The sequence below is a fragment of the Streptococcus ovis DSM 16829 genome (genome assembly GCF_000380125.1).
Classification (GTDB): Bacteria; Bacillota; Bacilli; order Lactobacillales; family Streptococcaceae; genus Streptococcus; species Streptococcus ovis.
The window spans coordinates 123,308-143,376 of record NZ_KB904582.1 but is presented as its reverse complement, the minus strand read 5'-3'; the positions used below and the strand labels follow the sequence as shown (position 1 = coordinate 143,376).

The 20,069-nt window shown below is 40.3% G+C and carries 20 protein-coding genes, 3 pseudogenes and 1 riboswitch; of the genes and pseudogenes, 17 read left to right on the top strand and 6 right to left on the bottom strand.

All coding sequences use genetic code 11. The features are described 5' to 3' along the window. Nucleotides 1–53: 53 nt before the first annotated feature. The 4 genes and pseudogenes from msrB to A3I9_RS0110395 all read left to right on the top strand — a co-directional run. Nucleotides 54–995: a peptide-methionine (R)-S-oxide reductase MsrB gene (gene msrB / locus A3I9_RS0110410; protein WP_018378971.1), complete on the top strand. Its 942-nt coding sequence runs from the start codon at nucleotides 54–56 to the stop codon at nucleotides 993–995. A gap of 107 nt (nucleotides 996–1,102) precedes the next feature. Further along, nucleotides 1,103–1,191: riboswitch (glycine riboswitch) on the top strand. A gap of 85 nt (nucleotides 1,192–1,276) precedes the next feature. Beyond that, nucleotides 1,277–2,635, top strand: coding sequence for an alanine/glycine:cation symporter family protein (locus A3I9_RS0110405; protein WP_018378970.1), 1,359 nt, complete (start codon nucleotides 1,277–1,279; stop codon nucleotides 2,633–2,635). Nucleotides 2,636–2,932: 297 nt separating this feature from the next. After that, nucleotides 2,933–4,387 carry a glutamate--tRNA ligase gene (gene gltX / locus A3I9_RS0110400; RefSeq protein ID WP_018378969.1) on the top strand — a complete coding sequence of 485 codons (1,455 nt, stop codon included), beginning with the start codon at nucleotides 2,933–2,935 and terminating at the stop codon, nucleotides 4,385–4,387. 196 nt (nucleotides 4,388–4,583) lie between these two features. Further along, nucleotides 4,584–5,009, top strand: a pseudogene (locus A3I9_RS0110395) (argininosuccinate synthase domain-containing protein); the annotation flags it as partial. 313 nt (nucleotides 5,010–5,322) lie between these two features. Here A3I9_RS0110395 and A3I9_RS12830 read toward each other — a convergent pair. From A3I9_RS12830 to A3I9_RS0110370, 6 genes and pseudogenes are all read right to left on the bottom strand, one after another. After that, nucleotides 5,323–5,871 (bottom strand): annotated as a pseudogene (locus A3I9_RS12830) (DUF6036 family nucleotidyltransferase). Beyond that, on the bottom strand, nucleotides 5,864–6,151 hold the full coding sequence (locus A3I9_RS0110385) for a hypothetical protein (RefSeq protein ID WP_018378965.1): 288 nt from the start codon (nucleotides 6,149–6,151) through the stop codon (nucleotides 5,864–5,866). Before A3I9_RS0110385 ends, A3I9_RS12830 begins: the two are co-directional and overlap by 8 nt. 14 nt (nucleotides 6,152–6,165) lie before the next feature. After that, nucleotides 6,166–6,309: pseudogene (locus A3I9_RS13895) on the bottom strand (IS1595 family transposase); the annotation flags it as partial. 245 nt (nucleotides 6,310–6,554) lie between these two features. Beyond that, the gene (locus A3I9_RS0110380) at nucleotides 6,555–7,427 is read right to left on the bottom strand and encodes a class C sortase (protein ID WP_018378964.1); all 873 of its coding nucleotides are present in this window, start codon (nucleotides 7,425–7,427) and stop codon (nucleotides 6,555–6,557) included. Next, complete coding sequence (locus A3I9_RS0110375) at nucleotides 7,424–8,203, bottom strand: class C sortase (protein ID WP_018378963.1); 780 nt, start codon at nucleotides 8,201–8,203, stop codon at nucleotides 7,424–7,426. The genes A3I9_RS0110380 and A3I9_RS0110375 overlap by 4 nt, the downstream gene beginning before the upstream one ends. Before the next feature lie 78 nt (nucleotides 8,204–8,281). Then, complete coding sequence (locus A3I9_RS0110370) at nucleotides 8,282–9,109, bottom strand: class C sortase (protein WP_018378962.1); 828 nt, start codon at nucleotides 9,107–9,109, stop codon at nucleotides 8,282–8,284. Nucleotides 9,110–9,334: 225 nt separating this feature from the next. Here A3I9_RS0110370 and rnpA point away from each other — a divergent pair, with 225 nt between their 5' ends. The 13 genes from rnpA (at nucleotide 9,335) to A3I9_RS12825 (ending at nucleotide 20,028) form a co-directional block, all read left to right on the top strand. Further along, the gene (gene rnpA, locus A3I9_RS0110365; protein ID WP_018378961.1) at nucleotides 9,335–9,694 is read left to right on the top strand and encodes a ribonuclease P protein component; all 360 of its coding nucleotides are present in this window, start codon (nucleotides 9,335–9,337) and stop codon (nucleotides 9,692–9,694) included. Then, nucleotides 9,678–10,490 (top strand): YidC/Oxa1 family membrane protein insertase, encoded by an 813-nt coding sequence (locus A3I9_RS0110360; RefSeq protein ID WP_018378960.1) that lies wholly within the window; start codon nucleotides 9,678–9,680, stop codon nucleotides 10,488–10,490. Before rnpA ends, A3I9_RS0110360 begins: the two co-directional genes overlap by 17 nt. Before the next feature lie 10 nt (nucleotides 10,491–10,500). After that, a complete protein-coding gene (jag, locus tag A3I9_RS0110355; RefSeq protein WP_018378959.1) occupies nucleotides 10,501–11,445 on the top strand; it encodes an RNA-binding cell elongation regulator Jag/EloR in 945 nt (314 codons plus the stop codon). A 334-nt stretch (nucleotides 11,446–11,779) separates the two neighbouring features. After that, nucleotides 11,780–11,917, top strand: a complete 138-nt coding sequence (gene rpmH, locus A3I9_RS0110350) for a 50S ribosomal protein L34 (RefSeq protein ID WP_018368178.1) — start codon at nucleotides 11,780–11,782, stop codon at nucleotides 11,915–11,917. A 122-nt stretch (nucleotides 11,918–12,039) separates the two neighbouring features. Continuing rightward, nucleotides 12,040–12,675, top strand: a complete 636-nt coding sequence (locus A3I9_RS0110345; protein ID WP_026217439.1) for a deoxynucleoside kinase — start codon at nucleotides 12,040–12,042, stop codon at nucleotides 12,673–12,675. A gap of 69 nt (nucleotides 12,676–12,744) precedes the next feature. Next, nucleotides 12,745–13,518 (top strand): TatD family hydrolase, encoded by a 774-nt coding sequence (locus A3I9_RS0110340; protein WP_026217438.1) that lies wholly within the window; start codon nucleotides 12,745–12,747, stop codon nucleotides 13,516–13,518. 172 nt (nucleotides 13,519–13,690) lie between these two features. Continuing rightward, nucleotides 13,691–14,254 (top strand): ribonuclease M5, encoded by a 564-nt coding sequence (gene rnmV / locus A3I9_RS0110335; RefSeq protein WP_018378956.1) that lies wholly within the window; start codon nucleotides 13,691–13,693, stop codon nucleotides 14,252–14,254. After that, nucleotides 14,251–14,784, top strand: a complete 534-nt coding sequence (locus A3I9_RS0110330; protein WP_018378955.1) for a DUF1697 domain-containing protein — start codon at nucleotides 14,251–14,253, stop codon at nucleotides 14,782–14,784. The genes rnmV and A3I9_RS0110330 overlap by 4 nt, the downstream gene beginning before the upstream one ends. 1 nt (nucleotide 14,785) lies before the next feature. After that, nucleotides 14,786–15,238 (top strand): HIT family protein, encoded by a 453-nt coding sequence (locus A3I9_RS0110325; protein WP_018378954.1) that lies wholly within the window; start codon nucleotides 14,786–14,788, stop codon nucleotides 15,236–15,238. 57 nt (nucleotides 15,239–15,295) lie between these two features. After that, entirely contained in the window at nucleotides 15,296–16,090 is a 795-nt protein-coding gene (locus tag A3I9_RS0110320; RefSeq protein ID WP_018378953.1) for an abortive infection family protein, read from the top strand. A gap of 335 nt (nucleotides 16,091–16,425) precedes the next feature. Then, complete coding sequence (locus tag A3I9_RS0110315; protein WP_018378952.1) at nucleotides 16,426–18,384, top strand: retron Ec67 family RNA-directed DNA polymerase/endonuclease; 1,959 nt, start codon at nucleotides 16,426–16,428, stop codon at nucleotides 18,382–18,384. A 7-nt stretch (nucleotides 18,385–18,391) separates the two neighbouring features. Next, nucleotides 18,392–19,267, top strand: coding sequence for a 16S rRNA (adenine(1518)-N(6)/adenine(1519)-N(6))-dimethyltransferase RsmA (gene rsmA / locus A3I9_RS0110310; protein WP_018378951.1), 876 nt, complete (start codon nucleotides 18,392–18,394; stop codon nucleotides 19,265–19,267). A 56-nt stretch (nucleotides 19,268–19,323) separates the two neighbouring features. Then, nucleotides 19,324–20,028: a gluzincin family metallopeptidase gene (locus A3I9_RS12825; protein WP_018378950.1), complete on the top strand. Its 705-nt coding sequence runs from the start codon at nucleotides 19,324–19,326 to the stop codon at nucleotides 20,026–20,028. Nucleotides 20,029–20,069: the final 41 nt, after the last annotated feature.

Below are 20,069 nucleotides of genomic sequence, written 5' to 3'. Positions count from 1 at the left end.
AAACCCAGCCTTTTGTTTTTTGAGAATATCGTAGAAATAGAAAGGGCATACAAATGAAAGAAATTTATTTGGCAGGTGGCTGTTTTTGGGGAGTAGAAGAGTATTTTTCTCAGATTGACGGCGTCATCAAGACCCGAGTAGGGTATGCAAATGGACAAGTAGAAACCACCTCTTATCAGCTCTTGAAGCAAACTGATCATGCTGAGACACTTTACCTTGTCTATGATGAGACTGTATTGAGCTTACGCGAGGTTTTGCTCTACTATTTCCGTATCATTGATCCATTTTCTGTCAACCAGCAAGGTGCAGACAAAGGTCGTCAATACCGCACAGGGATTTATTATGTAGATGACAATGATCTACCAACCATCCAGGCGGTCATGGCAGAGCAAGAAGCTATATTTGGTCGTGGGCCATTGGCTGTTGAAGTGGGAGCGTTGCGTCACTTCATTGATGCAGAAGACTACCATCAAGACTACCTCAAGAAAAATCCGACAGGCTATTGTCATATCGATGTGACACAGGCAAAGATTCCAGTGATTGATGTGGAAAACTACCAAAAACCTGAAGAAAGCATCTTAAAGGAAGAATTGACTGATTTGCAGTATCAAGTGACACAAGCAGCAGCGACCGAACGTCCATTTGAAAATGAATTCTGGGACAGTGACGAAGCGGGTCTTTACGTAGATATTACTACAGGTGAACCTCTTTTTCTATCAACAGATAAATTTGACTCAGGTTGTGGTTGGCCTTCTTTCACCAAACCAATCAGTAAGGAAGTTGCTCAGTATTACCAAGATCATTCACATGGGATGAGTCGTATCGAAGTACGTAGTCGTGCAGGACAAGCTCATTTGGGCCATGTCTTTGATGATGGTCCACGAGACAAGGGCGGACTCCGCTACTGCATCAACTCAGCTGCCTTGCGTTTCGTTCCAAGAGATGAAATGGAAGCAGCAGGTTATGGATTGTTCGTAGATTTGCTTAAAAAGTAAAAAATTGGATAGGAAATTGCAATTTCACGAATTTTAGGTATAATAGATTCTATAAAAATTGAATACCGGTTGAAATTTTGTAGAAGGGAAGAACCCAACTGTGAAATGGACGGAACTCTGGAGAGACCATCATGGCGCCGAAGGGGCAAGGCAGGACACTGCTCAAACTCTCAGGCAAAAGGACAGAGCGAAAAGGGAATGCATTTCCAAATTTTCGTATATCCAGAGGGGCTGAAAAGGCCCCTTTTGTATGCTCTCTTGGGGTAAGGAGAAGGAGAAAAATGGTTGAATGGATGCTGAGAGTCAAGGACTTTGTCTGGGGGGCTCCGCTCTTGTTATTATTAGTAGGTACAGGTTTTTATCTGACGGTTCGCTTGGGAATCTTTCAGATGCGGAGACTCCCGATGGCCTTCCGTTTGATTTTATCAGGTGATGAAAGTGGACAAGGAGACGTGTCCAGTTTTGCAGCTCTCTGTACGGCGCTTGCCGCAACGGTTGGTACAGGGAATATTGTCGGAGTGGCAACAGCTATTAAGGCGGGTGGACCGGGGGCTCTTTTTTGGATGTGGGTGGCCGCCTTCTTAGGGATGGCTACTAAGTATGCGGAAGGCTTCCTTGCCATCCGGTATCGCACCAAGGATGCAGATGGGAATAGTGCAGGTGGTCCTATGCACTACATTCTTCTTGGGATGGGTGAAAAAAGGCGGCCGTTGGCAGTTTTCTTTGCAGTGAGTGGCCTTTTAGTGGCCGTCTTTGGAATGGGGACCTTCACACAGGTCAATGCGATTACTACCTCTATTGAAAATAGCTTTGCTATCGATGCCCGTCTTGTCGGCTTTATCTTAGCGATTATGGTAGGTGTCATCGTATTTCGCGGGATTCAGACCATTTCCGAGGTGGCGACAGCAGTTGTGCCCTTTATGGCCATTATTTACATTTTAGCGACAATAGGGATTCTCTTTGTGCATCGTGACAATCTGTTGCCAGCTTTGCAGCAAGTTTTCAGCTCTGCCTTCACAGGAACAGCGATGACAGGTGGTTTTGCAGGAGCAACTATGCGGATGGCACTCCAAAACGGGATAGCGCGTGGCGTTTTCTCTAATGAATCTGGACTCGGAAGTGCTCCGATTGCAGCGGCTGCAGCCAAGTCTGACAAACCAGTCGAACAAGGCTTGATTTCCATGACAGGAACCTTTATTGATACCTTGATTATCTGTAGTTTGACAGGTCTCTCCATTGTGGTGACAGGAAAGTGGACGGGAGTAGCAGATGGTGTTCACCTCACACAGTCGGTTTTTACCTCTACCTATGCTCAATGGGGCGGAATGATCTTGACAGTTCTCTTAGCTCTCTTTGCCTTCACGACTATTTTGGGCTGGAATTACTACGGAGAACGGTGTTTCGAGTTTCTTTTTGGAACCAAATACCTCAAGTACTACCGTCTCTTTTTCACAGTTATGGTGCTTCTTGGAGCCTTCATTGAACTGAAATTAGTCTGGATTATTGCAGATATTGTAAATGGACTCATGGCGCTTCCGAACCTTATCGCCCTTCTAGCCTTATCACCTGTCATTATCCTTGAAACCAGATATTATTTCATGAAGCAAGATAGAGATAAGAAAGAAATGCGCAACGTTTGACATTCAGGTGGCAGTTTGTCATGAAATAAAAAGTAACCAGATCTTACGCCATCAGCAAGTAAGGTCTGGTTTTTTGACTGGCGACATGACTTCCTATCAGAAGAAATTAGAGTGAGAAGCAACTGTTTTGGTTCTGACAATGCACGTCCATTTCTCATTCATTTCCATCGTCGAAGATTAAAAAATCTGGCTACAAGCCCTTAGTAGCCACCTTTTATGCAAAAAAACTTAAATCTTTCACTATTTTTCCTGATTAGTGTTATAATAAAAAAGATGACTTCAAAGAGGAGAAATTTCATGTCAAATACGATTCGTGTGCGCTACGCACCAAGTCCAACAGGACTCTTACACATTGGAAATGCGCGGACTGCGCTCTTTAATTACTTATATGCCCGTCACCATGGCGGTACCTTTATTATCCGTATCGAAGATACAGACCGCAAACGCCATGTCGAAGACGGTGAACGCTCACAGCTTGAAAACCTACGCTGGCTGGGAATTGATTGGGACGAAAGTCCTGAAACACACGAAAACTACCGTCAGTCAGAGCGCTTGGACCTTTATCAAAAATACATCGACCAACTCTTAGCAGAAGGCAAAGCCTACAAATCATACGTCACCGAAGAAGAATTGGCTGCAGAGCGCGAACGCCAAGAAGCAGCAGGGGAAACACCACGCTACATCAATGAATACCTTGGTATGTCTGAGGAAGAAAAAACTGCCTACATCGCAGAGCGCGAAGCAGCAGGTATCATTCCAACAGTCCGCTTGGCAGTCAATGAGTCTGGTATCTACAAATGGACAGACATGGTCAAGGGGGATATCGAGTTTGAAGGTGGCAACATCGGTGGGGACTGGGTAATCCAGAAGAAAGACGGCTACCCAACCTATAACTTTGCCGTTGTCATTGATGACCATGATATGCAAATTTCACACGTGATTCGTGGAGATGACCATATTGCCAATACGCCAAAACAATTGATGGTATATGAAGCCCTTGGTTGGGAGGCACCAGCCTTTGGTCATATGACCCTCATCATCAATTCTGAGACGGGCAAAAAACTTTCAAAACGTGATACCAACACCCTTCAATTTATCGAAGATTACCGTAAAAAAGGCTACCTTCCAGAAGCAGTCTTCAACTTCATTGCTCTTCTTGGTTGGAACCCAGGCGGTGAAGAGGAAATCTTCTCTCGTGAGCAATTGATTGAGCTCTTTGATGAGCATCGTCTCAGCAAGTCACCAGCAGCTTTTGACCAGAAGAAGTTGGACTGGATGAGCAATGACTACTTAAAACATGCTGATTTAGAGACAGTATTTGCCCTCTGCAAACCATTCTTAGAGGAAGCAGGTCGCTTGACAGACAAGGCTGAAAAATTGGTGGAACTTTACCAACCACAGCTCAAATCAGCAGATGAGATCGTAGCATTGACAGACCTTTTCTTCTCTGATTTCCCAGAGTTGACAGCAGAAGCGCGCGAAGTGATGGCAGGTGAAACTGTACCGACCGTCCTTGCAGCCTTCAAGGCAAAATTGGAAGCCATGACGGACGAGGAATTTGTCACTGAAAACATCTTCCCGCAAATCAAGGCTGTCCAAAAAGAAACAGGCATCAAAGGAAAGAACCTCTTCATGCCAATCCGTATTGCTGTATCAGGTGAAATGCATGGTCCAGAATTACCAAATACCATCTACCTACTTGGACGCGAAAAATCAATCCAACACATTGAAAATATGTTGAATAGTTTATAAAAAAAAACAGGATGTCTCTTCTTGCGAAAGCAGGAAGGGACTCCTTTTTTGTTTTCGAACATTGCTTTTGGGCAAGAGAAAACGATTTTATGAAATATTTATACAAAAATAATTGACTTGTGAATAAATATGCGATACAATACCCCTTACCTACTCAAAATAGGGATGACAAAATAAGAGAATAAGGGGACGGAATATGACAAAAGAGAAGTTGATTTTAGCTTATTCTGGAGGATTAGATACTTCAGTGGCCATTGCTTGGTTGAAAAAAGACTACGATGTAATAGCTGTTTGCATGGATGTCGGTGAAGGAAAGGACCTTGATTTTATACATGACAAGGCCTTGAAAATTGGGGCAATCGAATCCTATGTCCTAGATGTGAAAGAAGAATTTGCCGAAGAGTATGTCCTGCCTGCCCTGCAAGCTCACGCCTACTACGAACAAAAATACCCATTGGTGTCTGCTCTCAGTCGTCCACTTATTTCAAAAAAACTAGTAGAAATGGCGCCCCAAACAGGAGCAACCACGATTGCGCATGGTTGTACAGGAAAAGGGAATGATCAAGTGCGATTTGAGGTTGCGATTACGGCTCTTGATCCGTCCTTGAAAGTAGTCGCGCCATTTCTTTTTCTTGATTTTAAATTTGTGTAACAGTTAAATCTACAGTGGAGCGAATCACTTTTCCTAATCAGAACACCAGTTAAAAAAGACTAGCGATGATTAATCTTTCTATCTCATTAATTTCCTAAAATTTCTTCTATTGAAATAACGGGTATGTTGATTGACGGTATTCCAGACATTGCTGTCAAATTTGTTATGAAAGCACGAACATATGGAAACGATAGTAATATCATATTGACACCGTATTTAGCAATTTTTGCTAAAAGAAGAGCTATATACTAAAAAAGGCGACCTCCTTTCAGAAATCGTCTTTTTAATAATGTCTAAATTCATCTGAGTGTTTGCTCATATACTCTGCTAACCATTCCATACCATAGGCTATTTCAAAGACTTCTAAAACCATTGAAATATCAGGTTGAAATCCATATTCTTTGAGTTTAACGATAACATCTTTTATAGACCAAATTTTCAATAGTTTAATAATTTCCCCTGCATCTTGTCTATCTCTTTCTCGCCCACTTTCTAGCTTCATTCCGAGAATATAAGATAGCGGCGGTATAAGAATCGTTAGATTTGAATAGTTAAATGCCTTCTAACAGATAGACCGTGGCTGTATTTTATTCATATTTGTAACATTGTTGTTCAGCTATAACTCATCAGGTTCATTCGCACCAAAATCACCCCCAACTTTTGCAATAATACTTCTGATTTTAGTATCTTCTTGATAAAATGCATCGACATCTTGTGTTCCCCGAAGATTGTAATACTCTAGGACAAAACCACCAACACAAATAATTTCAAGGACAATATTCTCTTTGGCTAGTTCAGTATTGAGAGCTTCGAATAAAATTTTCTTATCCATAGTTTCCCTCTCTAAACAATTTCAAAATATCTTTTGGTTGGCTCTTACGATTGGCTTGTAAGACATGCTCTCTTGTATGTGTACCATCTGTTAGGGCATCTTGTAGGGTCGTCTTTTGAAAAGGTGTTAAGGTAGGATTTTTCAATAACTGTTCAACATCATCGGTGGTTAGCTTTGTCTCATTATCTTGAATAACCTTGTAGAGATAACGAAACCATAAATCACCATCGCTTCCAGCATGTTCGCTGGCTCTTACCATGTAATCATACCAAGTTGTCATTGCTTTCCCCCTTAATCTTTTTGTGCGTATTCATGAGCGACATAACTTACAAAGTCATGTTCACACATCTTAGCAACTTTATTATAACCTAGCCATTCGTCTGTGTAAAGTTGAGCAGTCGCTTTTTCATATTTGACGATTTCCTAGGTCAATGTTCTGCCCGAGTATATTTCCTCTGTTTCTTTTGCAAGTACATTCGTGCAATCTGCTTCGTTTTGTTTGTCAAAATAAAAAGTTAGTACAATGCTAGATTCACTATTTGATGGGAAAAATAAAATTCGTTCTTTGGAGTACTGTTTATTAATTTTGATTTCATAAACATGCTCCACACTTACTAGTAATGTAACGACAATTGAACTTCTCAGTTGACCCAAGATATCAGGGATAGTCATTTCATTTATGACTATTTCTTTATCGACACGTTCTTTTTCTTTGGATAGATTTCTTGTACGAGGCGTCGTAGGAAGTAGAGTGTGGCTATGCTGCCTAATGTGACGATGAGGTATGGGAGAAGCCGTTCTACTTTTGTCCGTGCTGATACAGATGGAGTTTGTAAGAATTGTGTCAATGTAGCATCTTTGGGTGGCAGTGGTTTGGTGTGTTTGACTCGTCTGGCATTGACAAGGAGACGCTGGTCATAATTTGGCGGGTTGACACAGGTCATGAGGGTAATGATATCTTCATTCGGGAAGGGCTTGAGTTTGTCTGAGTTGTATTCTCCAATGACCTCACTATCGTAGACCTCGTATTCCAACGTCTGATCTAAAAAAGTGACATAAATCTTGTCGCCAGGTTTTAGATTAGGAAGGAAATAGAAGGACATGTCGTTATAGGTGATACGGTGCCCTGCGATGATGGGACGCTGACCGGGGATGCCCAAGGGGGCTCCAGTCCCGATTAAGGTGGCAACCCCTTTTTCGATTTTTTCGTAGGTTGCGTCTAAGTAGAGGTCGAAATTTTGTCCGAGTGCTGGAATGCTGATGCGACCATTGACTTGGTCGGTGTCGAGTAGATTGGCATAGGGACTTTTTTGCTGTTCGGCCTCTTGTCGGCTTTGGTTAAAGATATCTTGTACCACCTGTGTTTCGGTAGTGGTATTTTCAAGCGTCTTTCGCTTTTCTTGTAGTTGTTTTTTGTTTTTCTGGATCGTTTCTTGGTAGTGTTTACCAGCTTCTATCTGCCTCAGATCATCTTGAATCATCGACAGGAAGGGAAACATTAGGACGGCTAGACCGATCAATAGAATGAGCAGTCCGATTATTTTTTTCTTATTCATCTGGATTTATGTTTTCTTTTGTTAGAGCGGTAAAAGAGTGTAAGGAGAATCACAGGTAAAAGAATAGCAATGGCTATCATAAACCAGTAATACTCGTGGAAGTAGTCCACCTTCTTCTTATTGGCCTTGGATGTCTTTTCTGGCATTGGAATCCGTTTCCCTCTGACGAGTAAGCGGTGAGAATTGATCATATAGGGGGTACAGGTCAGAAGGGTGGCATAATCTTCGCCGTCCACAACTAAGACAGGGTCAAAGTCATTTGGTTCAACGACTAAAATTTGGTCCACTTGATAAGCAAGGGTTTCTTTGATATTAGTGATATAAAAGATATCTCCTTTTTTGACCTTATCAAGATCTGTGAAGAGGCGGGAGGAGGGAAGTCCACGGTGGGCGGTGATGACGGTATGGGTTCCTTCACCGCCTACAGGGAGACTGGTTCCTTCTAAGTGTCCCGCCCCTTCTTGGAGGACGCTCTCGCTCGTCCCTGCTCGAATAGGGAGTTCTTGGTTGATGCTGGGGATTGTTACGTAGCCAATCTGCTCTTGTAATTCGAGCATCCGCGCGTATTCCGCAATCCCTTCTTTTTCGGTTTCGGTGAAGGGATCGCCTAATTTAGCTGGCGTCAGCGTCCGATTATAAGCAGTAGCTAACTCGATTCGTTTATCAACAGCACTGGTGTCAAGTTTACTCTTTTGACTGTCAAATTCCTGAACCTCTTGCTGGTTGATGTATTGGTAATAGAGTTGGCTGGAAAAGGGGTATAAGATGGCAATCACTCAGATGACGAGTAAGAGGCGATAGGTAATCTTGGTCCAATTTCTTGATGGACGTTTTCTATTTTTCATGGTGTTTCCTTATGTTGATGCCTTCTTGCGTTTTTTGCGTTTGTCCCACCATAGGAATAGGAGGATCAGCAAAATGATTGAGAAGACAGCCAAGTAGAGTGGTGGAATCGAGATTTTTTGCACTCGTGATGCGACAGGAGCCTTTTTAGGATTGTATGGAATCCGTTTCCCTCTCACGAGTAGCCGATGTGAATTGATCATGTACGGTGTACAGGTGAGAAGTGTCGCATAGTCTTCTCCAGGTGTAACACTCAATGATGAAAAGTCTTGAGGTTCAATAATGGTAATCGAATCAACTTGATAAGCAAGGGTTTCAGAGATGTTATGAATGTAGAAGACATCTCCTTTTTTGACTTTGTCTAAGTCAGTGAAGAGTCGATTATTCGGAAGTCCTGTGTGAGCGGTGAGGACAGTATGACTGCTACTTCCGCCAATCGGAAGGCTAGTCCCTTCCAAATGTCCCACTCCTTTTTGGAGGACTTCTTCTGCTGTGCCTGCGTAAATAGGTAATTCGATATCGATGGAAGGAACAGAGACACTGCCGATTTTTTCATGGACAGCCAGCATTCGTGCGTATTCTGCCTGGCCTTGGGCCTTTTGATCTTCAGAATAGGGGTCGCTGACGGCTAGGTTTTGCAAGGAGGCGTTATAGGCTCTTGCCAACTCCATCCGCTTTTCAATATCTTCTGAAGAAAGTGATTGGGCACCCGTGCTGAAGTTTGTGATTTCTTGTGTGTTTTTATAATTATAATAGACTTGACTGATGACGGGGTAGCTAATAATGAAAATACCTGCTATGATGACAAGTGTCGTCAGGTGGTTGAGAATTTTTTTCATAAACATCCTTATCGTAGTAAAATGTAACAATCGTTACTACTATTTTAAGCTATTATAGGAAGAAAAATAAATCGTAGGTTCATTCTTCTGTAAACGATTGAACTGTAGGGGAAATTTCTCATTTTTGTTTTAAAAAAAGGTTAAAAAGCTGATAAACCATGAGTTTATTGGCTTTTTTGAAATTTATGGTATAATAATAGTAATTTTGAAAGATGGAGTAACATTTTGAAGAAAAGCTACCGCGTGAAGCGTGAGCAGGATTTTGACCAGATTTTCACCCATGGACAGAACGTTGCCAACCGCAAATTTGTGGTTTATCGTTTGCCCAAGGAACAAAAACACTTTCGAGTGGGCTTGTCTGTGAGTAAGAAGTTGGGAAATGCTGTGGTGCGCAATAGAATCAAACGGAAAATCCGCCATGTCTTGATAGAGTGCCAATCGCAATTGGTCGCCGATGATTTTGTCATTATAGCGCGTAAGGGAGTGGAGGAGCTCTCTTATAGTGAAGTGAAACAAAATCTACTTCATGTTTTGAAACTAGCTAAAATTTACCAGGAAGGTACATCACTTGAAAAAGAAACTTAAATGGACGAGTTTGCTAGCGGTGTCGCTAGTGGTGCTCAGTGCCTGTGGAACATCTCCTGTTACCAGTGAGTCTTCAGGGGCGTGGGAGCAGTTGATTTATTGGTTTGCAAAGATTATCCAATTCCTCTCGATTAATGGTCATATCGGGATCGGGATTATCTTGTTTACACTGTTAATTCGGACCCTCTTACTTCCGCTTTTCCAAATCCAAATGACCTCAACGCGGAAGATGCAAGAGATTCAGCCTCAATTACGTGAATTGCAAGAAAAGTATGCGGGGACGGATATGGAAAGCCGTACGCGTTTGAATGAAGCAACCCAAGCGCTTTATAAGGAAAATGACATCAAAATGTCGTCATCCTTCCTTCCAATGCTGATTCAGTTGCCAATTTTGATGGCCTTGTTCCAAGCCTTGACACGCGTGGAATTTTTGAAGGTTGGTCAATTTTTATGGTTGAACTTGGGTGGGCGTGATCCGTACTTCATTTTGCCAATTCTAGCAGCTGTCTTCACCTTCCTCAGCATGTGGTTGAGCAGCAAGGCTGCAGTTGAAAAAAATGGTGTGACAACGGCGATGACCTACCTCATGCCATTGATGATTTTTTGGTTTGCCATTAATGCTGCGAGTGGGGTTGCGCTCTACTGGGCAGTGTCAAATGCTTACCAAGTTTTCCAAACCCTGTTATTGAACAATCCCTTTAAAATTATAGCCGAGCGTCAGGCAAAATTAGATGCAGAAAAAGAGCGTCAAGCGAAAATTCGTCGAGCTCAGAAAAAAGCTCGCAAGAAAAAATAGGAGACTAGATATGAAATTTACAGGTGCAACAGTTGAAGAAGCAATTCAGAATGGCTTGAATGAATTAAATATTCCTCGTAAGAAAGCTCACATCACCGTATTGGCACGTGAGAAGAAAGGTTTCTTAGGCTTTGGCAAGCAACCAGCTCAAGTAGATATTGATGTCATCAGTGAGACAACAGTTGTGAAGGCGAATCAAAAGGCTGTTCGTGGTGTTCCAAGTGAAATCAATGAATTGAACGAGCCTGTCAAAAGTGTATCGGAAGCAACGATTGATCTTGGGAAGGTCGTCGCTGCAGTGAAAGAATTTGAAAAATCAGGTCAAACTCTTGATGACGACATTAAAGCTGAAATTCTCAAGAACGACAAGGAAGCCAAGACGATTTTAGAAGAGACTGGTCGTATCGAGATTATCCAAGAAGAAACGGCACCAGCTACTTCTGCAGAAGAAGAGTTCTCAAACTTGGACATTCCAGTAGAACCGTCTTACAATATTGACGAAGTGGTCGCTGAGGTGTCTGCTTATGTTCAAGAAATTTTAGATGACATGGATGTGGAAGCGCGTATCGAAAGTTCACACAATCGCCGCAGTGTCAATATCCAAGTGGATACAAACGAACCAGGGCGCGTGATTGGTTACCATGGAAAAGTCTTGAAGGCTTTGCAACTTTTGGCGCAAAACTTCTTGTACAACCGCTATGAGCGTAATTTTTACATTACCATCAATGTCAATGACTATGTAGAACACCGTGCGGAAGTTCTTCAAGGCTATGCCCAAAAATTGGCAGAGCGCGTATTGGAGGACCAAGAAGCCTATCACACAGATCCAATGTCTAGCAGCGAGCGTAAAATTATCCACCGTATCATTTCGAAGATGGATGGCTTAACAAGCTACTCAGAAGGCAATGAACCAAACCGCTATGTAGTAGTGGATATCGAAGGAAATCGTGATTAATGTAAGAAGCCGTTAGGCTTCTTTTTTCCTATCTAGTTTTTCAGCGGAGACGCTATTGCAGTGTGGTAGGTCGAAGAGTCAGTCAAATGCCCCTCTTGGAAAAGTGCTGCGTCCCTGTCGCATTCGAGGATAAGCTAAATTCACAAACTAAGTTCCACTACGAAAGTCAAAGTGGAACTTACTTTGGGAAATTACCTTCGAGGATAAGGTGAAAAAAGTGAAAGTAATCCTTGACAAACGTGTCTATTTCTTATAAAATAATATGGTATGTTTAGTAACTGATATCACACTAGCCGGCTAAACGAATACGAAAATCTATCAGGAGGTATTCATCGTGAAACGTACTTTTCAACCAAGTAAAATCCGTCGCGCGCGTAAACACGGTTTCCGTAACCGTATGTCTACTAAAAATGGACGTCGCGTATTAGCAGCTCGTCGCCGTAAAGGCCGCAAAGTGCTTGCTGTGGCTTAAGAAATTGAAAGAAATCAACGGAAACTCGAGTCTGTTGATTTTTTTGTTGTCTGAGTTTTTCTTGTTCCCTTTACAAGGTGGGCTGATTGTGCTAATATGGTTTGTTAGAGGTGGTTCACATAGTGATTATAATGGCAGGTATGATTGGTGTCGGTAAGACAACTTATACAACTCGTTTGGCAGAAGCGTTAGGAACGCAGGCTTTCTTTGAGCCAGTAGATAATAACCCGATTTTAGACAAGTATTATGAAGATCCAGATCGGTATGGTTTTGTATTGCAGATTTATTTCTTGAACAAGCGTTTCAAATCTATCAAGGAAGCTTACTTAGAAAATAATAATATCCTTGATCGCTCGATTTATGAAGATGCCTTGTTTACCTATATCAATACATTACAAGGTAGTATCAGTCAAGAAGAGTATGCGATTTATTTGGAGCTCTTGGACAATATGATGGAAGAAATTGAAAGTCTTCCTAAAAAAGCACCTGATTTGTTGGTTTATTTAGACGGCAGCTTTGACACTATTATGACCAACATTGAAAAACGTGGTCGTAGCTATGAGCAGGTCAATGACAATCCAGAATTGTTAGCATACTATCAGTTGTTACATCGTCACTATGGTGAATGGTATGAAAACTACAATTACGGTCCAAAAATGAAAATCAATACAGATGAATTGGATATTTCATTTGACGAAGATTGGGAAAAAGCCTATGCCATGATTGAAAAAGAAATGGTAGCACTTGGATTAAAATAAGAGAAGGCTGGCGGATTCGCTAGCTTTTTTAGTTTGTGATATAATAAAAACATGGAAAAACAAGAACAAATCAACATTTTTGATACGCACACCCACTTGAACGTGGAGAATTTTACAGATACCGTGGCAGAGGAGTTGGCTCTAGCTAAAGAAATGGGCGTGAAGATTCACAACGTGGTTGGTTTTGATGCGCCGACCATTGAGCGTGCGATTGAGCTGGCTGACGCTAACCCAGAGATTTACCTGACGCTCGGTTGGCATCCAACAGAGGCGGGTTCTTACAATGATGAGGTGGAAGCCTACCTCCTTGATAAGTTGAAACATCCGAAAGTCATTGCACTTGGCGAAATTGGCTTAGACTATTATTGGATGGAGGACCCCAAGGACATTCAAGAAGCTGTTTTCCGTCGTCAAATCCAGCTATCTAAGGAACTTGACCTTCCTTTTGTCGTCCATACCCGTGACGCACTTGAGGACACCTATGAGATAATCAAGAGTGAAGGAGTTGGCCCTCGTGGTGGCATCATGCACTCCTATTCGGGCTCTTTGGAAATGGCAGAGCGCTTTATCGAGCTTGGTATGATGATTTCCTTTTCAGGTGTAGTGACTTTTAAGAAGGCACTGGACATTCAAGAAGCAGCGCAGCGATTGCCATTAGAGAAAATTCTAGTGGAGACAGATGCGCCATATTTAGCGCCAGTCCCAAAACGTGGTAAGGAAAACAAAACCGCCTACACCCGCTACGTTGTCGAAAAAATCGCCGAACTCCGTGGCTTGACTGTAGAAGAAGTCGCAACAGCAACCACTGCAAATGCGAAAAATTTATTTAGATTAGAGGATTAATGAAAGCGACGCATGTCGCTCAATCCGATAGTTTCCGCTAGGATGAGAGTAATAGCATATTATGCTGTTACAGGGGATTTTTGAGACGATAGGCTCAAAAATAAGTCATAGAACGCCAGAGGCGGTCGCTGACGTCCCCATCACCTAAGGAAACTATCAAAAAAACAAAACTATGGAAAAACTAAAAATACAAGAAGTCATCGTTGTCGAAGGAAAGGATGACACCGCTAATCTCCGACGATTTTATGAAGTGGATACCTATGAAACACGAGGTTCTGCAATCACCGATGAGGATTTGGAGCGGATTGAGCGTTTGAACCAGCTGCGTGGTGTGATTGTTTTTACCGATCCCGATTATAATGGCGAGCGCATTCGGAAAATCATCATGCAGGCAGTTCCAACTGTTCGCCACGCCTTTCTCAATCGTGATGAGGCTGCTCCTAAGTCGAAGACCAAAGGACGCTCGCTTGGGATTGAGCATGCTAGCTTTGAAGATTTACAAAAGGCCCTCTCAAATGTGCTTGGAAGTTACGACGATGACAACCAGTTTGACATCACTAAGTCCGACCTTATGCGCCTTGGACTTCTGATGGGAGCCGATAGTCGTAAACGCCGTGAGTACCTTGGAGAACAGCTCCGCATTGGCTACAGCAACGGCAAACAACTGCTTAAACGCTTGGAATTGTTCGGCATCACCTTGGCAGAAGTTGAGGACGTGATGGAGAAATATAAATGAAACGTGTAGCCCTCCTTCGTGGTGTCACTCCCGTTGGGCAGAATCGCATTCCTAAAATGGCTTACCTCGTTAAGATTTTAGAAGAAGCAGGACTGGAGAAAGTTAAAACTTATATTCAAAGTGGGAACATTTGTTGCGAGTCAAAATTGTCGGATACTGAGCTGAGTCAGCAGATTCACGATACCATCAAAGACAAGATTGGGGCAGATTTGTCGGTGATTGTCAAAAATCCTGAACAACTAGCCAAGGCAGTTCATGAAAATCCCTTTGATGATAGTTATGATTTTTCACGTATTCATCTAGTTTTCACCAACGATGCCATTTCTTCAAGCAAAATAGCAGAGCTTCTAAACCGAGACTTTGGCGATGAAGAACTTCATCAAGGCAGTCAGTGTCTGTATATGTATCTGCCTGGAGAGGCTAAAAAGAAAAAGTTGAATACCAACTTTTTGGAGAAGAAACTTGGGATTGTAGCGACTATGCGAAAGTTGAGTGTGGTGGATAAGTTGAGTGAATTGGGGAAGGGATGATATGTGCCTCATTTGTGAACGAATCGACATGATTACATCAGGGACGAATCCTTACTTTGTCAAAGAATTGGAAACAGGTTATGTTGTCATCGGTGACTATCAGCATTTTAAAGGATACACGATTTTTCTGTGCAAGGAGCATGTAACTGAGTTGCATCATTTGCCAAAGGATTTTCGTGATAAACATTTGTCTGAAATGGCAGATGTGTCACAAGCAGTCAGCACAGCTTTTTCAGCGGAGAAAATGAATATTGAAAGTCTTGGAAATGGTGACAGTCATTTGCATTGGCATCTCTTCCCTAGAAAGTTTGGTGATTTAGGAAATTATGGACATGATGGGAAAGGTCCAGTTTGGTGGTTGCCCTTTGAAGAAATGTACTCCGATGAAAAACGAACTTCAGGTAGAGAGTTAGAACAGATGAAGCAACAACTTTTAGTTGAACTTGAAAATTAGAAAGAACACACATGAGAATAGCAGATTATAGCGTGACGAGAGGATTTTAGAGATAGTATGGAAATTTCACCAGTTTATAGGATGGAGTTATTACAAAAAGTTGAAGAAGAAATCTGGAATAAATATAGTAGTTATAAAAACGTGGAGCAATATATTAGACTAAACCAAGAAGTGTATGACGATTTTGGACATGCTGATTTTTATATCTCGTATTTCACAGAAGGAAATAATAAAAATAAAATTAATCTATCTGAAACTTTGGTAAGTATAGCTGTAGAGGTACCTGATAAATTACTAAAAATGGCTATAGATTTAGGGGTTGAAACACCTGATTTTATTCCTGCAATTCCAACTTTTCGGAATAAATTGAAGGATGATTATAAAAATGCCTCTATAAGCTTTGAAAAAGCTTTTCAAAACATAGAGAAGGATCCAGCTGAATCTGTTGGAAATGCAAATTCAGTTCTTGAAAGTATATTAAAAGAAATTTTATCTGATGAAAGATTTTCACACATTGATGCTAGTAATAAGACAAGTGGAAAATTAGTTAAAGAAATCTTGAAGGTGTTTGGTTTAAATAATGATAGCCCAGAACTTCCTAATGAAATGAAATCTATAGGTAGCACCTTAACCACTGTTGCAAAAGCAATCGAAGATTTGAGGAGTGATAAAACACTCCATCACGGTCAAGAGTCTAAAAAATATTTAATTGATCAGGACTTATATGCTTACTTTGTCATTAATGCTTGTGCTACAGTTGGTTTATTCTTAATTGACTTTTATGAAAATAAATTTCCAAAACCAGTTCCAGTTCTACCTGTTGAAATTAACGATGCTGATTTACCATTTTAACAACTATAATAGGAAGGCACAGCTGTATAATATGTTTTTAAACGTTTAAGGTTGATTTTTTGACTTACACTATAACTAGATAAAAAATAATATTTTTGTTACAATGTTATTGCGTATGATTAGATTTTTGACTTGTGTGTTCGCAAGTATTAACTTCAATGTTAGAAGAGTGTTCAGCTCACTCCAGTATTTCCGCTTAAGGAAATAGAATTTCAGCACCTGAGAAAATTGTTTTAATAGTATCTTTAGCTATTTCGGAATTATTCTAGTACTGTCGTTCGCATAGGAGTAATCATACGCTTTTTTTATTTGATACAGAGATAAGGGCTGATTAAATGAATAAGTTAAAGCAATTAGATAATAAAGACGATTTTGCAAGATTACTGGGATTTAAAAACAGTAGCTATATTAACTATATTTTATATAATATTGGAACTGATAACTTATATAGAGTGTTCTCTATCCCTAAGAAAAATGGAGAAGTGAGGCCTATTCATGCTCCTAAACCAGAATTAAAATTCTTGCAGAAAAAACTGGTAAATGTTTTGTGGGATTGTTACATTGATGATTTGACAGTGAAGTCAAAAGAAAAAAATTTTAAAATTCCCATGCTGTCGCATGCATTTGAAAAGAATAAGAGTATTATTACAAATGCACAGCTACATAGGAATAAACAGTATATTTTGAATATTGATTTAAAAGACTATTTTGAAAGCTTCAACTTTGGCAGAGTGAGAGGCTTTTTTATAAAAGATAAAGATTTTCAAGTAGCACCCGAAGTCGCAACTGTTATTACACAAATCGCCTGTTATCAAGGAAAACTTCCTCAAGGTGCTCCATCGTCACCTATTATTACGAATTTAATTACTAGAATTCTCGATTATCGAATTGTCAAAATTGCTAAGAAATATCGTTTCACTTATACTAGATATGCAGATGATCTGACTTTTTCCACAAATCGTAATTTGCGTTCTAATAAATTGAAAGCTACCAAAGAATTAGATAAATTTTTGGAAGAGCTTGAAGAATTAATTGTTTCTTCAGGATTTGAGATAAATTCGAAAAAGACAAGATTGAGTGATGACATGCAACGTCAGGAAGTTACTGGTCTAATTGTCAATAAAAAACTTAATGTAAAGCGAGAGTATATTAAGAATACTCGTGCGATGGCTTTTAAGTTATATAAAGATGAAACATTTGAAATCGATGGAAAACAGGGAACGATTGAACAGTTGACAGGTCGCTTTGCATTTATTTTTCAAATAGGTCAATATAACAACTATCTTTTGTACAAGAAATCGTTAGTTGAAAATAATCTAGAAGCTCAAAAAAATCTTTTGGGGAAGAAGTCGTCAAAAAAATCAGACTCTAAGTATTACTGGAAATATATTTTTTACAATAGAGATTTAAGGAAAGAATTATTTTACAATAAACAACACAAAACCCATAATCTTCCTGAAGAATTTTACAGTATTGGTAAAGAAGAAAAGAAAATGTATATGGCTTTATTTGATTCTAAAGAAAAAGAATATAAAAAATTTCTATTTTATAAATATTTCTACGGAAACAGTAAACCTATTATAGTAACCGAGGGAAAAACAGATCCTAGGTATATAAAGGCTGCCTTGAAGAATCTCTATCCACAATATCCTGAATTGATTGAAAGAGATGGTGATAAATTTATTTTTAAAATTGATTTTTTGAAACACAGTAATACGATAGAGTATCTCTTTAATGTGCCAGAAGGAGGAGAAGGTTTTAATTATTGGTATAATTATTTTTCTAACAAGGAGGACTTTAAAATGTCAGCTAAAGAAAAGTTATTATATCCCAATTACATAGAATATTTTCAAAAATTAACATCAAGGCAACCAAAACATCCAACAATATTTTTATTTGATAATGAACCAACTGGACACCCATTTTATCAATTTGCGAGTTATTCAAAGGATTTAGATATTAGTCCAAATAATTTAGATACAATTAGAAATCCAATGGTAAACTATAGAATTAATCAAAAATCCAGCCTGTATATAATGTCAACACCATTAGTGAAAAATGTAAATAGTGGTAGTTCATCCGACATTGAAGATTTGTTAATTGCTAAACAAAAAATGCCTACTTTGTATCTAGATGGACAAAATAAAACTTTTAAGAAAAATGGTGGTTTTAACTATTACGGGAAGGAAATACTATCAAATTATGTATTAAAATATTATCAAAATTTTGATTTTTCTGAGTTTATTCCACTCTTAAATGGCATAAGAGACAATATTTTAGATTATAGAAAGTAAATTTATCATGCATATCGCAGACAAAAACGTTACCCGCGCCGTCCTTGAGCGCCATGGTTTCACCTTTAAGAAATCCTTCGGTCAGAACTTTTTGACCGATACCAATATTTTACAGAAGATTGTGGACACGGCAGAGATTGACCAGAATATCAATGTCATCGAGATTGGACCTGGAATCGGGGCTTTGACGGAGTTTTTAGCAGAGAATGCGGCTGAGGTCATGGCCTTTGAGATTGATGACCGTCTGATTCCGATTTTGGCAGATACCCTGCGCGACTTTGACAATGTGCAGGTGGTCAATGAGGACATTTTGAAGACAGACTTGCAGACGCAGATTCAAAAATTCAAAAATCCTAACCTGCCAATCAAGGTGGTCGCAAACCTTCCTTATTACATCACGACGCCGATTTTGATGCACTTGATTGAGAGCAAAATTCCTTTCCAGGAGTTTGTGGTCATGATGCAAAAAGAGGTGGCAGACCGCATTTCTGCAGAGCCAAATACCAAGGCGTATGGTAGCTTGTCCATTGCGGTGCAGTATTACATGACGGCCAAGGTTGCTTTTATCGTGCCTCGTACGGTCTTTGTGCCCGCCCCAAATGTGGATAGTGCCATTCTAAAAATGGTGCGCCGTGAAGCGCCTTTGGTGGACGTTCAAGATGAAGATTTCCTCTTTGATGTGGCCAAAGCCAGCTTTGTGCATCGCCGTAAAACCCTCTGGAACAACTTGACCAACCGCTTTGGCAAGTCAGAAGAGGTGAAAGCAAAACTTGAGCAGGCTTTGGAAATAGCAGAGCTGGCACCAAGTATTCGTGGTGAAGCATTGACCATTGCTGATTTTGGCAGATTAGCGGATGCGTTGAGAGAAGTAGGATTAGCCTAGAAAATTCGATTGATTGCCGAGATTCTTAGTTGCATGATTTTTGAAAGGGGATAGGGATGTGCGTATTTGAAACAGAACACTATATCTTTCATTATGAGGATGGGAGTTTGGCGAGTCAGGACATTGTGGGCATCGCAGAAGGACAAGAGGCTTGTTATCGTTACATTTCTCAGGTGTTAGAGATGGTATTACCTTATCAAATTCATTATTATCTCTGCCAGACACCAGAGGAAGTTGGTGCTGCACTAGGCGAAGAGGAGCCTTGTAATGGTTTTGCGCGAATGCCAGATACCATTTATGCTGTGTATAATGAACAGGTGAAATGTCTTGGATTTCATGAAGATGCGCATCTGATATCCAATGCGATTCATGAGCCGCATTCTACTTTTTTAAAAGAAGGATTGGCTATGTACTTCGACCAGCTTTGGTGGGGGATTGATAACCAGTCTTGGACTCTGTATTTTTATAGGAAAGGGCTGCTACCGAGCCTAACAGATTTGGCTCAGTGTTCCATTTTTGAGACTTTGGATTGTAGTTTGACGTACCCTGTTGCTGGTTGTTTTGTTCAATATTTGATGAATCGATTTGGCAAGGAACGATTTCTAACATTTTGGAAATTGGTAGAAAAGGATGTCGACGGTGCTAGTCGTAGTGTTTTTGCTAGCAGTTTATTAGAGTTGGATACTGCTTTTCGACAATACTTAGATCAATTATATGTGCATCCAGATTTGGTTGCGGTTATGGATAATTTATATCAATAAAAAGACGAGGGTGGCTCGTCTTTTCTTGATTTATAGGGGAT